Consider the following 13,436-nt stretch of genomic DNA (forward strand, 5'->3'; position numbering starts at 1 on the left):
GGCGGCAGGAATCGATGGCGCTTTGCAAGATGTTTCTCACATGAAATACTTTTATTTCAACAAAAATCGATTTTTTGATGGACAAAATGAAACATCTGGTGTATAATATTGTCTAATGTGCTAAAAATGCCGAAAAATGATTCGTCGGAACTGCGCAAAATGGATTTGCGTGCCGGCAATTAAGGAGAGTGTAATCATGAAAACATGGAAAAAGTGCCTGGCGGCTGTCCTGTCGCTGGTCATGATGGTAAGCGCTACCGCTTGTTCTGGGACGGACAAAAGCTGGGCGGTCAAGAGTGAGAACCTCACCGTTCCGATCGGCGCTTATATCTATAACCTGTACAGCGCTTATCAGCAGGCGTACTACATGGTAGAGGACGCCACCCAGCCTGTATTGGAGCAGACCGTGGAGGATCAGGATGCAGCTACCTGGATGAAGGATTTTGCCCTGCGCCAGACCAAGTCCATCCTGGTGATCGACGACATGATGCGGGATATGGGCCTCAGCCTCACCGAGGACGAGCTGCAGCAGGTTTCCGACCAGACCGACAGCTTCTGGGGATCGATCTCTACTGCTATGACCGAATATGGCGTGGCGAAGTCTTCGTTTAACTTGGCGTATGCCGACTATTACACCAAGTTTACCAAGGTGTTTGACGCAACCTACGGCCCTGGTGGGACGGAAGAAGTCTCCGACGAGGATGTGAAGGACTATTATCTGACCAATTATAAGGCGTTTTCGTATGTTATGGCGCCGATCATCGACATGACCACCGGTGCAAGCCTGAGCGACGACGAGCTTTCCCAGCTGGATACGGAATTTAAGGGGTATGCCTCCCAGATCAACGACGGTTCTATGACCATCCAGGATGCGGCCGACGCCTATAAGGCTTCTTCCGGCGACGACACGGTGCAGGTTTACACCGATGCGGCGGATTTCAGCGGCGAGACGGCTTCTTATCCGTTGGAGTTCGGCACGGAGTTGGACACGCTGGAAAACGGCAAGGCGAGCGTCATCGATGTGCAGGGGCTGTACAAGGTCCTGCTGGTCAAGGACGACATCAACGCGACGGCGGACGAGCGCATCAGCGACGAGACGAGCCGCACCAGCATCCTGCAAACCATGAAGCAGGAAGAATTCCAAGCAAAGATCGACGACGCAGCGGACAGCTATAATGCGACGGTCAACCAGAGTGCGATCGACTCCTACCAGCCGGATATGTTTGTACAGGAGACGTCCTCGGTTGCCGCGTCCACGGACGAGACCTCTTCGCAGGAGGGCACGGATGGCTCCGGCGAGGAAACCTCTTCGGAAGCCGCATAATTTCATCATAAGAATCGCGCTGGGGGCCATGCAAATGGTTCCCGGCGCGTGTTTTTTATAGAAGATTGTCTGTCTGTTCATAGCGAAGAAGTTGTTTCTTTCGTTCGCGTTCGATTATTTCCTGAGGAATGGAAACGAAAATACAGCTTGCACAGCTTCCAGATTCGTCCACACGGACGAAGTCAAGGCAGCATGTATGATTTTGCCAGTAAACACAGAGGTGATTCTCACAAAAGTTCATTTCCAATATCCCCTTGCTCCTTAGATTCCCTCTCGATATTACAAAAAATGTTATCAGTTGTCAAGTATAAACATCTTTGTGATAATGCAATATCTTTAGGTAAAGAGTATTGTATTGATATGGGAGGGGGCGGCTGTATGATAGGGGAAAAAATAAGAGAGCTGCGAGAGAGGAATAAACTAACGCAAAATGATTTGGCAAGATTGTTGAATATTACGCGAAGCAGTGTAAACGCCTGGGAAAGCGGTCTTTCTGTCCCGTCCACACAGTATGTTGTAGAACTCGCACGGATCTGGAAAGTGAGTACAGATTATTTATTAGGATTAAACGATACAGCCACTATTTCTGTTACAGGATTGGATACGATCGAGGTAGGGCTTCTGGTGGAAACGGCAAATAAATTTCGGGAAAACCGAGAAAAAGAGATGTAAGAGGTTCAATAGGAGCTTGGCCATGTGCCGAATTTCAAGTGCTTATAAATCTCTAATAAAAATATTCAAAACAAACCAAGCCGGTCCGTAGGCATATTGCCTTGGACCGGCTTGGTTCCTTTTATAGGTCTGTTTTCTTCCTGGATTCAGACAATCGTCCCGCCGCCGACGACCAGGTCCCCGTCGTAGAAGACGACGGCCTGCCCCGGCGTGATGGAACGCTGCGCCTCTGCGAAGTCCACCCGCACGCGGCCGTGTTCCACCGGGGTTAAGACTGCCTCGGCGGGGCGCGCCTGGTAGCGGACCTTTGCCTGTACCTGTAAGGGCTTGTCCAATGTATCAAAGGGGATGAAGTTCAGGTCGTCCGCCAGCAGGGACGACGCATATTGGCTGCCCTCTTCCCCAAGGGTGACGCGGTTCAAGACAGCGTCGATTTTTGTCACATACATGGGCCTGCCGAAGGAGACGCCCAGCCCCTTGCGCTGGCCGATGGTGTAGTGCGTGATTCCCCGGTGGCGGCCCAAAACATGGCCTTCCGCATCCACAAAATCGCCCTCCGGGGCTTTTTTCCCCGTATAGCGCTCCAAAAAACCGGCGTAGTCGTTGTCCTCAACAAAGCAGATTTCCTGGCTGTCCGGCTTGTGCGCCACGCGGAGCCCGGCTTCCTCCGCCATGCGGCGGGCCTCCGGTTTGGTGTATGCGCCCAGGGGCATCAGCGTATGCGCGAGCTGGTCCTGTGTCAGGGAATAGAGCACATAGCTCTGGTCCTTGCTGGCCGGGGCCTTTTTCAGCAGCCAGCGCCCGGCGCTGTTTTGCTCGATCACCGCGTAGTGCCCGGTGGCGATGTAATCATACCCCAGCAGCCGCGCCTTTTGCAGCATCGCGTCGAATTTCAAGTGCCGGTTGCATGCAATGCAGGGATTCGGCGTGCGGCCCGCCGCGTACTGCCCGGCAAAATATTGGATGACGTCGCGCTCGAATTGCTCGGTGAAATTCAAGACCAAATGCTCGATGCCCAATTGGTAACACACCCGGCGCGCGTCGTCGATGTCGTCCAGGGAACAGCAGCCCCCGGAGGCGCTCTGCTGCATGTAGGCGTCCGGCCGCAGGCGCATGGTCATGCCTGTCACGTCGTAGCCGGCTTTTAACAGCAAAAGAGCGGCGACCGAACTGTCCACGCCGCCGCTCATGCCCAAAAGAACTTTCTTCTTGCTCATTATTCCGCGTCGTCCTCCGCCGCTTCGCCAAAGATGTCCGGCTTGCCTGCGGTTACGTCGGATGCAGGGGCGGGCGCATCCTCCAACTCTGCGTGCTTTTCGGCCTCCTGGCGTTCCTCTTCCGCTGCGGCCGCATCGTGCGCCTCATTGACAAAGGGCGCCGCTGGAATATCGTCGTCGGCTTCATCCGCATGGCCGGCGCAGTGGGCGAGCTCTTCCCGCTGCGCCGCATCCAGGTCTTCATAATACGGGCATACGTCGCAATCGTCGTTGCAGCCCGCGCACTGGTCTTCCTCTTCCACCGGGGAGGCGATCTCGTCCAATTTGTTGAACGCCTTGCGCATACGCGCTTCGCTTTCCTCTACAGCCTTGCAGAGCTGCTCCGCCTGTGCGTCCTCCGGATTGCGCAGGTGCTCCATATAATATTTTCCAAGCGCAACATAGGCGCGCGCGGTGTTTTCCCGCTCGTTTTTGATGACGATCCGGAGCCGGTTGATCATGGCGGCTTTGCGGTTTTTCTCTACGACATAGTCGACGGCTTTTGTTACTTCATTGCCAATTACACTGAAAATACCCATCGTTTTCCCTCCGGTCCCGCTGATGCGGCGATATTTGGCATGACGCCTTTTCTGATGCGCTCCAAGCGCTCTTTTTGAATTAACCTTATTATACCGCAAAATAGGCAAAAAGAACAGTGAAAAATTTGTATCCGGTTGGACGGAATTTTCCTTTCCGGGCTTGAAACGTTGTACCTTGCAAGGGATTGTGTTATACTAATTTTTAAACGACATTCTTTCCAAAAGGCTGGATACAGCCCGGGATGATTTGAGAAACTAGGGAGTGAACGATGCATGTCAACCGAGATCAGCCGGCCGGTGAGCTGCCCGCGGTGCGGGGAGGCGGTGGAAACACGGATGTGGCCGGGCATCAACGCCGAGGTGAACCCAAACCTGCGGGAACAGGTGCTTCAGGAGACCCTGTTTAATTGGACGTGCCCCGCCTGCGGCTATGTCGCACAGATGGCTTATCCCTGCCTGTACCACGACAAGGGGCGTAAATTGATGGTCTATCTGGTTCCAAACGGAGGGAAAGAGGAACTGGATGCGGTCGATGTGGACCGCGCATTCCCGCAGATCGGTTACGTGCAAAAGCGCGTGGTTTCCTCCCTGGCGGAGCTCAAGGAGAAGATTTTGATCTTTGAAGCCGGCCTGGATGACCGCGCGGTCGAGCTGGTGAAATGGGCCCTTTCTGCTGTGGTGGAGAAAAAGGATGGAAAAAAGCCACGGGAAGGGTATTTTTCCTTTGCGGAGGAGGAAAAGAACCGCATCGGGTTTGTGTTCTTTTTCCAGGGGAGCGCGGAGCCAGTGCTGAAAACCACCCGGATGGACGCTTACCGCCGTTCGCTGGAGATTGTGGAAGAGGTCCACCCGGAGCAGAAGGGCTTTGCGCCGGTGGACCCGGTGCTCGCGCAGAAGCTTCTCGACGCATATAAAGAAGAGGATTGAAATTCCGGCGCCGGATGCACGGCGCTTTTGAATAAGTGAGGTGCCAACCATGTGTGGAATCTGTGGTTTTACGGGCGAAGTGCTCGACCGCGACGAGGTAATCAAGCGGATGACGGACGTCATCACCCACCGCGGCCCGGACAGCTCCGGCGTATTTGCCGGGGACGGCGTGACAATGGGGTTCCGCCGCCTGTCCATCATCGACGTGGGGAACACGGGCGACCAGCCCATCTATAATGAGGACCGCACCCTTGTGCTGACCTTCAACGGGGAGATCTACAATTATCAGGACCTGCGCAAGGAATTGCTGGAAAAGGGCCATAAATTTTATACCAATACGGATTCTGAGGTGTTGGTGCACGGCTTTGAGGAGTGGAAAGAGGGCCTTTTGAACCGCCTGCGCGGGATGTTTGGCTTTGCCATCTGGAACACGGTGGACAACAGCCTTTTCCTGGCGCGCGACTATTTCGGCATTAAACCGCTCCACTATACACAGGTGGGCGATTCGTTCGTCTATGGGTCCGAGATCAAGAGCATTTTGGAATTCCCGGGCTTCCAGAAGAAGTTCAACCGCCATGCGCTGGACAACTACATTTCGTTTGAATACGCCCCGCCCCCGGAGACCTTCTTTGAAAACGTGTTCTGCCTGATGCCTGCCCATTACCTCTGGTATAAGGACGGCAAGGTCACGACCACGCGCTATTGGGAGCCGAAATTTGACGCGGACGAAAGCATGACCGAGGAACAGGCCGTGGACGCGATCGAGAAGGTGTTTGAGGAATCCGTCGCGGCGCACAAGATCAGCGACGTGGAGGTCGGCTGTTTCCTGTCCAGCGGCGTGGATTCCAGCTATGTGTCCACCTATTTTAAGGGGCAAAAGACCTTTACCGTCGGGTTTGACTACGGGGAAAAGTACAACGAGATCGACTGGGCCAAGGGGTTGAGCAAAGAGGTCGGCTTGGAGCACCATTACAAAGTGATCTCCACGGAGGAATATTGGGACAGCATCCGCAAGGTGCAGTACCATATGGACCAGCCCCTCGCGGACGCCTCCTGCATTGCGCTGTATTTTGTCTCCAAGATTGCGAGCGAGTATGTCAAGGTGGTCCTTTCCGGCGAGGGCGCGGACGAGCTCTTCGGCGGCTACAATATCTACCACGAGCCGGACGACCTGGCGGGCTATAAAAAGCTGCCGCTGTTCCTGCGCAAGGCGTTTGCGGCGATCGCCAAGGCGCTGCCGTTCCGCTTCCGTGGCAAGAGTTTCCTGATCCGCGGCGCACAGCCGATCGAGGAAAGCTTCATCGGCAATTGCAGCATGTTCACCATGGAAGAGAAGCGCAAGCTGCTGCGGGAGGGGATGCCCTGCACCCGCCCGCAGGAATTGACGCGCCCCTTCTACGACCGCGTCCAGGGCAAGGACGACGTGACCAAGATGCAGTATCTGGACATCAACGTCTGGCTGGCCGGGGACATCCTGCTCAAGGCCGACCGCATGAGCATGGCCAACTCGTTGGAGCTGCGCGTGCCGTTCTTGGACAAAGAGGTGTTCAAAGTAGCCTCCCGGCTGCCGCGCCGCCTGCGCGTCAACCCGGAAAACACCAAGTATGCGATGCGCAAAGCGGCCATGCGCCACCTGCCGCCCGCCACGGCCCAGAAGAAGAAGCTGGGCTTCCCGGTGCCCACGCGCGTGTGGCTGCGGGAGCAGAAGTATTACGACATTGTCAAGGCGGCATTTACCGGCGAGACGGCAAAGCAGTTCTTCCATACGGATGCGCTGGTCAAGCTCCTGGACGAGCATTTCCAGGGCAAGTGCGACAACAACCGCAAGATCTGGACGATCTACGTGTTCCTGATCTGGTACGACATTTATTTCAGCGACCCCGACAAGGTGAAGCTCTGATTGAGAAAAAGAAGCCGCCGTGCAGGACAAGATCCTGTACGGCGGCAATTTGTTTGGCTTTATCTGTGTGTTTCCGGCGGGTACATAAGATGGGCAATCCTGGGAGCGGGCCGGAAACAGTTTTGCTTCTTCGGCTTTCGTTCAATGGAGCGCTGTCAAATGGCAGCTGGCGCCGCTTCCCCGCGCGCAGCAGGGGCAACCGCATCTGTTGGGCTATGTGGACGCTTCAATGAAGCGTAAGTGTCAATACAGGACCACCGTGCCGCCTTCCACCGCGCAGGCGCATTCATAGCTCTGCTGCTCCCCGGTGAGGCAGTCGAAGATGGAATGGAATTCAAAGGAATCCTTTTCGTCGGCGAGGATGTATCTGGCGATGATGAAGCGGTCCTCCACGCAGGTGATGAAGTCGCCCAGCTCCTTGCTGTACCGCGCGTGGAGGCTGGAATTCAGCACGCCCACGGCCTCCAAATAATCGCCGCGGTCCACGATTTTGTAGGCGCGGCCGTCCTCCGTGTCGATGCAGAAATACCCCTCCTGCTCGTCCGGGCGGAGGTTGAGCTGCGCCACAATCTGCCGCTTCCCGGTGCGCTTATCGACGGCGCAGAGGCGCTGGTCGTTGGAGGGGAAATGTTTCGCACGGAAATAGATGGATTCCGCATTCATACCCGCGTAGCGGACCAGCCCAGCCGTGCCTGCGCTCAGGATCAATTCCAGCGGGACGCGCTTTTCCCCCGCCTTGGCGGAGACGATAAAATCAAACAGCGGGCACAGCCAGACGTTGTCGTTGATGTTGTCGCCGAGCCAGCGCCGGTTGCGGTAGCAGTTCCATTTTTCGGTCTCATCGCCGTGCGGCTGAAGCACCAGAAGCTGTTGGTCGCCGTCCAGGCTGTATGTAACGAGGTCGCGGGCAGCGGCGTTGCAGATGCGCGGGTCCCGCAGGTAATAATAGGCTTCTTCTTCCAGATCGAACAGCAGGGCCACGCGCGCAAACCCGGTCAGGCGGCGGTATTCCGAAAAGAGCTCCGCGTGTGTATCGTCCTCCTCTGTAAAGAGGATGATGCGGCTCTCGTCCAGCGCGGCGCATTCGGAAAAATTCCCCACCAGGCTCAGCACCACCGCGTGGCGCTCTTCGCCGGTGATCTTATCGATGGACAGCAGCTCCACATTGCTGCTGCCGTCCTCCAGGACCAGCAGGATCACATCGGAAAAACTGAAAAAATGCGGCACAAAGGCGGGCCTGTCCAGGATATAGTTGGCCAGGATGCGCTCCCGCCTGGTGATCCGGTTGTATTCCAAAAGGAAAAGGCTGTTGTGGCCCTCCTCGTTTTTTTCTTCGGCATAGTAGATCCGGTTGTCGCTGATTTCGATGAGCTGATCGTTGCAATTGGCAAAGATGTTGCGCAGGTCCACGACCTTCATTCCCACACCCCCTGTGGCGCGTTTTCCGACGGGTTTTGCCGTTTTCCAACCATCCGTGGAAATATTTACAAGTCTTTTCTGTTATTATAGCATACCAAACCGGAGAATAAAACAGAAAAAGACAGATGGATTTGGATAGAAAAATCCATACAAGATTCGGAGAGGGATTCGTCTCCAAGGGGGAGGAAGGGATGGCCCTGCGCGGGATTTCCGGCGCTTTTTTGGAAAGCGGCCTGATGGCAAAAAGGGCCGTTCCTTGACAGATCATCTGGAAGCAGATATGATAAATAGAAATGAATAAGGGGTGCTGGGTGTTCCCGGCTGAGAGAACGCGAATCGACGCGTTTCAACCGTACCTGATCTGGATAATGCCAGCGTAGGAAGATTATGGTTTGTGCCCCGCGGCTGTCCGCGGGGTATTTTTGTGCGTTTCGATTCCAGCAGACCTGCGCTCAGGGGCGGACACAGGCCGGCGGGATCGCCCGCACACAGGAGGGAATGTTTATGAAAAAGAACAACACAACGGTGATCTTGGTGGAGAGCGCGCTGATGATCGCCCTTTCGGTCGTGCTCGATTTCTTCAAGCTCTGGCAGATGCCGTTTGGCGGCACCGTCACCTGTGGGATGGTCCCGCTGGTGCTGCTTTCGTTCCATCAGGGCCCGAAATGGGGGATTGGCGCGGCGTTCACCCACAGCCTGTTGCAGATGCTCATGCGGTTTGACGCGCCGCCCGCCAAGACATTCGGTGCATTTGCCGTGGTGATTTTGTTGGATTATGTGATTGCCTTCACCGTCGTTGGAGCGGCATCGGTCTTTGGGAAGCCGTTCCGGAACCGCAGCGTCAGCGTGGCGGTGGGAACCTGTGCGGTATGCCTGATCCGCCTGCTGTGCAGCTTCCTCTCCGGCGTGACCGTATGGACGGAGTATACGCCCGAAGGCTGGGCGGTCTGGCAGTATTCATTGACCTACAATGCGCTCTATATGATCCCGCAGACGATCCTGACGGTGGTCCTTGCGGTGGTGCTCATGGCGGTGATCGACCGCTATGAGGGGCGGAAGGCAAAGACCATTTGATTGTATCGGTGGGTCCCCCTTCACGGAATTTGGAGATGTTCCATGAAGAGGGTCCTTTTTTGTTCTAACGAATCGTTCAAAAAGGGTGGACTTTATACGCCAAAGATGATAAAATAATAAAACATTCCATACTTTTGCATGATATTGGAGGAAAGAATCTTATGAATATGACAAAAACATTCAAAAAGGTAGGCGTCCTTGCGATCGTTCTTCTGATGATTGCCGCGCTGGTCGGCTGCGGTGGGAACCAGGAGGAGAAACAATGGGAAGAGGACGTCACAGCGATCATGAATGACATCACGCTGTCCCAGACCGATTTTAATACGGCGTTGGCGGGCATCCAGCCGGGGGACGCTGACTCCCAGACGGCGATGCTCAATGCGATTGACACCCTGGAAGAGGATTTCAACGCGCTGAAGGCCGTGGAAGCGCCGGAGAAGTACCAGGCGGTGCAGGAAGAATTCAACACAGCCGTGGATAAAGCTTTGGAAGGCACAGCGGCATTCCGTGAGATGGCAAACAACCTCGGCGACGGCGGGGATCTGACGATTGTCAGCGATAAGCTCTCCGAAGGCCAGACGAAGTACGAGGAGTTCCTGGAGCTTTGGCAGACAGCGGTCAACAATCTTGCGGAGATTGCAGGCTAAATTTGAACAGATACAAATACGAAGGGGCTGTTGCAGATGATTCTGCAACAGCCCCTTCTTTATGCTTGGAAAAAGCAGTTCCATACCGTCCTCGGTTTGCAAGGCGTTTGCCCATGCAAATTAAGCGAATTCTTCCAGAAAAGCGGCCAAGTCCTGATAAAGCTGCTGGCCGTGCATGCCCCCAAACCCGACGTCATACTGGGTGCCGTTCATGGTGAAGTCCCCCGTGCTGTGGACGGTAATGGCCAGGATGCCCGATGGTTCGTGCGCGTCCGTCAGATCAATCGCGAGGCGGTAGACTTCTTCCCCGATACCGCCATATGTCTGATTCGGGCTTTTAAACAGGACATAGCGGTCCAGAATCTCCAGAAAAGCTTCCTGTTTTTCTGTATCCGTGTAGGAAAAAGAGAGCTCCCCCTCCTTTTTGAGGCGGCAGATGCGACGTTGCTACGGTATAGTAATTTACAATATGGACCTTTTCTGTAGAGCTGAAGTCCCGCACAACATTCCCCAGAGAGGCTGGATGAAAGAACAGGGCGAAACAGAGGAGCATTGCCAAGAGAATGCCAATCCAGATCAAAGGCCGGGGAATGGGGTTTCGCAAGCGTTGCGCGGGGAAGCGGATTTCTTTTAGAGTTATTTTTATCAACTCTCCTAAAAGGACAACGGGATCAGATTTCCCACAGGATACGGCCGTGGATGCCGGGAGGAAGACCGTTAGGAGGAAACTTCCCAAAGGGGCGAATGGGATTTCTCGGCAAACAGACGCAATAGCGCTTCATAAAACGCTTGATTTCGTTGCCCAAACCGCCCGATTCCACAGGGGGACCCTTCCAGATTCATTTTCCCTTGGGAATTGGTGCCGTAGGACACGGAATCCAGGGTGCCGTCCGGTTTCTCGTAGCTGAGATAGATGTCCAGAAAAACGATGCCGCCATTTTCAACAAAATTGCCATTGTCGGGGATGCCAATCCAGCTTTTCCAATTTACCTTCCGGTTGACCGGGAACCCGTTCAAAAACGATGCGAGATCCTCCAATTCGGAGGGGGATTTGGTAAAGATACTGGTTGTAGTAGTTTTTGGGGGCGCGTCCCCCGCCTGAAACGAGACTTCGTATTTCAGAATATTTGCAGATATGAGGGGATTTCCCCCGGCTAGGCCGTCCACGGAGAAGGGGCGCGTGTAGAAAAAATAGACGGCCAAGAGGAAACAGAGAAGAACAACAAGCAAGATTTTTTTGCATTTAGGATTTCGCGGTTCTGCAAGCTTCAAGGGAATTCCCTGCCTTTCCAGTATGGCATAGGAGGTAAACAAACGGGAATCCGTTAAACGGGCCACATAGATCAAAGCGATGCAGCCCAACTGCCGCCTTTCTACGGGGAATTTGTTTGCGCACAGGATTATTGCATGGATTGTGCATACCGTTTACCAGCGACCGAAAAAGGAGTTAAAAAGGCCCACTTCCCAGATAGAACGGATTATTGAAAAAATATGTGGGATCGTTTCAATAGCAATGAGAATCAACAGCAATACCGATGTGGAAATATCCGGCCGCCAGGAACGATGGAGATTTTCATACTTTTGAGATGGATCCGTCCTCAAGAGGAATCCCCCGTTTCCTGAAAAATACGTTGAAAAGGGCTACACCGGATAGGACATGCAGCAATGTGATGGTCCCGCTTTCGGGAGCCAATACTGGATAGAACATTCCCCAATAAAAAGCCGAGGTAAGTCCAACCAAACCGACAAACAACAAGAGAAAACCGAAGGAAAACCGGTGCAAGCGTCCCTCGCAGGGAGTCGCCAAGAGGCACAGGATAAATCCAAAGGCAATTTCCGTGACGAATACAAAGCCCCACTTTATAACAAACCATTGGGGCTCATAAGTAAGGGAACGCTGTTTGTCCAAAAATCCGATAATAAAAGGTGTTGTTATAATTATAATTGCGAGTACAAATAACAGAATGATTTTTTGAAAAATAATTGTTGGATTAGAATTTTTTTGCATCATAGCATCATGAATGTGACATTAATGATTATTGCTCAATTCGGCTATCCATTCACTACTGCCTCTGGATAAAATAACCTGATAACGGCATCCAACCGCTTCTTGATCTCCTACAACAATACTTTCCCAATTTGAAGGAGGGGTAATGCTCCAACTTCGTTTCGTTCCCATATCATAGTTTTTGACTTGATTGGTGATACTTCCACCACTTAGTCTAAATCCAATCTGTCCTAGTCTAACTTCACTTCCTACACAATATACTCCATTCCCCATATAATCTCCTGCCGCATATGGTGAAGTGTAACTGCCAGTTACTTTTGTAAGATGAATCAATTCTCGATCGTCCACATTAGAAGGGGAAATTGAGTAGTATATTGTAGTCGTAAGAGTTACAAGTAGACTATCGTCCATAGTTTCTTCAGTATTAGTACCAGATGAACGAAGTGCATTTTCAAATTTATCTGCATTTTCATCGCTATTAAATATAAGTTTTTTCAGATCAGTCCTATAATTTGATACTCCTATGGTATTTCTGCTTTCAGGAAGTATTTGTGTTTTGGAAAATGTAAATTCAGTACCTGACCGTTCGACTAAGTTCTCAATGCGAATATCATAGAGGCTTTTTGAAGGAGACTCTACTGCCGAAGCTGGAACAGAAATAACACAACAAATCATTGCCAAAGACAAAATGAAAGAAATAAGCTTTTTCATTTTTATTCTCCTTTACTCAAAATTATTAGTAAATTTTCTTTATATTTTCTGTACATTTCCATTGGACTAATCACACCTCTCGAAAATCTTTAACAGATTTATTCTATTGCAATAATAACATTTTATTAAAAATATGTCAATAAAAATGGTAGATTTGCAAATTAGAAATAGTTGTGTGTAATTTAGAGGATTTGACGAGACGATTTTATTGATTATAAATCAAACAATATTTTAAATGGGAAAGAAAACTCCCAGAACAGGCGTCTATCCGGCGCCCTGCTCCGGGAGTTACAATTTCTATAAAGATTTATTTCTTCACGCTTTTCCGTGCGTCCTCCATTAGGTTCAGCGGGAAATCCAAGGCGGAAACTTTTTTAGTCGACAGTTGATGCACTTATTTGGGAAAATATTTAGAACTTTTATCTCCTGCTTACTATGTAAGCTCCATATGTAAGCCAAGGGCCTGTCATGTCAACCAAAAATAGGAACCGATTACCAAACAGAGACAGATCAAAGAAAATCCCGTAAATAATAAGAGTTTCCATTTGTTTATGGCCGTTCGCTCTTCCCGCCATAACAGGAGATACTGAAGGACCCCAGTTACACAAATAATTCCAGTGGCAACAAGGCCAAAAGTAAGACGGATCGGACGGGGAAAATTAAAACAAATTGAAATTAATAGAAGAGCAGAGGCGAAGTATCTTAAAATATTACCAATCATTGCCAAAGACAAAATGAAAGAAATAAGCTTTTTCATTTTTATTCTTCTTTACTCAAAATTATTAGTAAATTTTCTTTATATTTTCTGTACATTTCCATTGGACTAATCACACCTCTCGAAAATCTTTAACAGATTTCTTTTATTATAATAATAACGTTTTATTAAAAATATGTCAATAAAAATGGTAGATTTGCAAATTAGAAATAGTTGTGTGTAATTTAGAGGATTTGACGAGATG

Annotated in this window: 13 protein-coding genes; 7 read left to right on the forward strand and 6 right to left on the reverse strand. The window is 51.5% G+C overall.

What is annotated here, in order from left to right:
* Positions 1 to 196: 196 nt before the first annotated feature.
* Both I2E77_RS04895 and I2E77_RS04900 read left to right on the forward strand, forming a co-directional pair.
* Positions 197 to 1,324 (forward strand): hypothetical protein, encoded by a 1,128-nt coding sequence (locus tag I2E77_RS04895; protein ID WP_087233894.1) that lies wholly within the window; start codon positions 197 to 199, stop codon positions 1,322 to 1,324.
* Positions 1,325 to 1,702: 378 nt separating this feature from the next.
* Positions 1,703 to 1,996 (forward strand): helix-turn-helix domain-containing protein, encoded by a 294-nt coding sequence (locus I2E77_RS04900; protein WP_191441327.1) that lies wholly within the window; start codon positions 1,703 to 1,705, stop codon positions 1,994 to 1,996.
* Positions 1,997 to 2,142: 146 nt separating this feature from the next.
* Here the strand turns inward: I2E77_RS04900 and mnmA are convergent, their stop codons facing one another.
* Positions 2,143 to 3,213: a tRNA 2-thiouridine(34) synthase MnmA gene (gene mnmA / locus I2E77_RS04905; RefSeq protein ID WP_195450723.1), complete on the reverse strand. Its 1,071-nt coding sequence runs from the start codon at positions 3,211 to 3,213 to the stop codon at positions 2,143 to 2,145.
* The gene (locus I2E77_RS04910; protein WP_087233898.1) at positions 3,213 to 3,791 is read right to left on the reverse strand and encodes a hypothetical protein; all 579 of its coding nucleotides are present in this window, start codon (positions 3,789 to 3,791) and stop codon (positions 3,213 to 3,215) included. Before I2E77_RS04910 ends, mnmA begins: the two co-directional genes overlap by 1 nt.
* Positions 3,792 to 4,064: 273 nt before the next feature.
* On the opposite strand from I2E77_RS04910, the gene I2E77_RS04915 reads away from it, so the two are divergent.
* On the forward strand, positions 4,065 to 4,718 hold the full coding sequence (locus tag I2E77_RS04915) for a CpXC domain-containing protein (protein WP_087233900.1): 654 nt from the start codon (positions 4,065 to 4,067) through the stop codon (positions 4,716 to 4,718).
* A gap of 49 nt (positions 4,719 to 4,767) precedes the next feature.
* Positions 4,768 to 6,618: an asparagine synthase (glutamine-hydrolyzing) gene (gene asnB / locus I2E77_RS04920; protein WP_191441315.1), complete on the forward strand. Its 1,851-nt coding sequence runs from the start codon at positions 4,768 to 4,770 to the stop codon at positions 6,616 to 6,618.
* A gap of 243 nt (positions 6,619 to 6,861) precedes the next feature.
* Here the strand turns inward: asnB and I2E77_RS04925 are convergent, their stop codons facing one another.
* The gene (locus I2E77_RS04925) at positions 6,862 to 8,037 is read right to left on the reverse strand and encodes a hypothetical protein (protein WP_195450724.1); all 1,176 of its coding nucleotides are present in this window, start codon (positions 8,035 to 8,037) and stop codon (positions 6,862 to 6,864) included.
* Positions 8,038 to 8,541: 504 nt separating this feature from the next.
* Here I2E77_RS04925 and thiT point away from each other — a divergent pair.
* The 3 genes from thiT (at position 8,542) to I2E77_RS04940 (ending at position 10,244) form a co-directional block, all read left to right on the forward strand.
* Positions 8,542 to 9,111, forward strand: a complete 570-nt coding sequence (thiT, locus tag I2E77_RS04930; protein WP_087233906.1) for an energy-coupled thiamine transporter ThiT — start codon at positions 8,542 to 8,544, stop codon at positions 9,109 to 9,111.
* A 161-nt stretch (positions 9,112 to 9,272) separates the two neighbouring features.
* The gene (locus I2E77_RS04935) at positions 9,273 to 9,758 is read left to right on the forward strand and encodes a hypothetical protein (RefSeq protein ID WP_191448849.1); all 486 of its coding nucleotides are present in this window, start codon (positions 9,273 to 9,275) and stop codon (positions 9,756 to 9,758) included.
* Positions 9,759 to 9,794: 36 nt separating this feature from the next.
* Entirely contained in the window at positions 9,795 to 10,244 is a 450-nt protein-coding gene (locus I2E77_RS04940; protein ID WP_195450725.1) for a hypothetical protein, read from the forward strand.
* Between the two features lie 231 nt (positions 10,245 to 10,475).
* On the opposite strand, the gene I2E77_RS04945 is transcribed toward I2E77_RS04940, so the two are convergent.
* From I2E77_RS04945 to I2E77_RS04955, 3 genes are all read right to left on the reverse strand, one after another.
* Complete coding sequence (locus I2E77_RS04945) at positions 10,476 to 10,988, reverse strand: hypothetical protein (protein WP_207738188.1); 513 nt, start codon at positions 10,986 to 10,988, stop codon at positions 10,476 to 10,478.
* Between the two features lie 343 nt (positions 10,989 to 11,331).
* Positions 11,332 to 11,769 (reverse strand): hypothetical protein, encoded by a 438-nt coding sequence (locus tag I2E77_RS04950; RefSeq protein ID WP_207738189.1) that lies wholly within the window; start codon positions 11,767 to 11,769, stop codon positions 11,332 to 11,334.
* Positions 11,770 to 11,787: 18 nt separating this feature from the next.
* On the reverse strand, positions 11,788 to 12,477 hold the full coding sequence (locus I2E77_RS04955) for a hypothetical protein (protein WP_140400359.1): 690 nt from the start codon (positions 12,475 to 12,477) through the stop codon (positions 11,788 to 11,790).
* Between the last annotated feature and the right edge of the window lie 959 nt (positions 12,478 to 13,436).

This window comes from Anaeromassilibacillus sp. 1001302B_160321_C8, from assembly GCF_015554745.1.
Classification (GTDB): Bacteria; Bacillota; Clostridia; order Oscillospirales; family Acutalibacteraceae; genus Anaeromassilibacillus; species Anaeromassilibacillus stercoravium.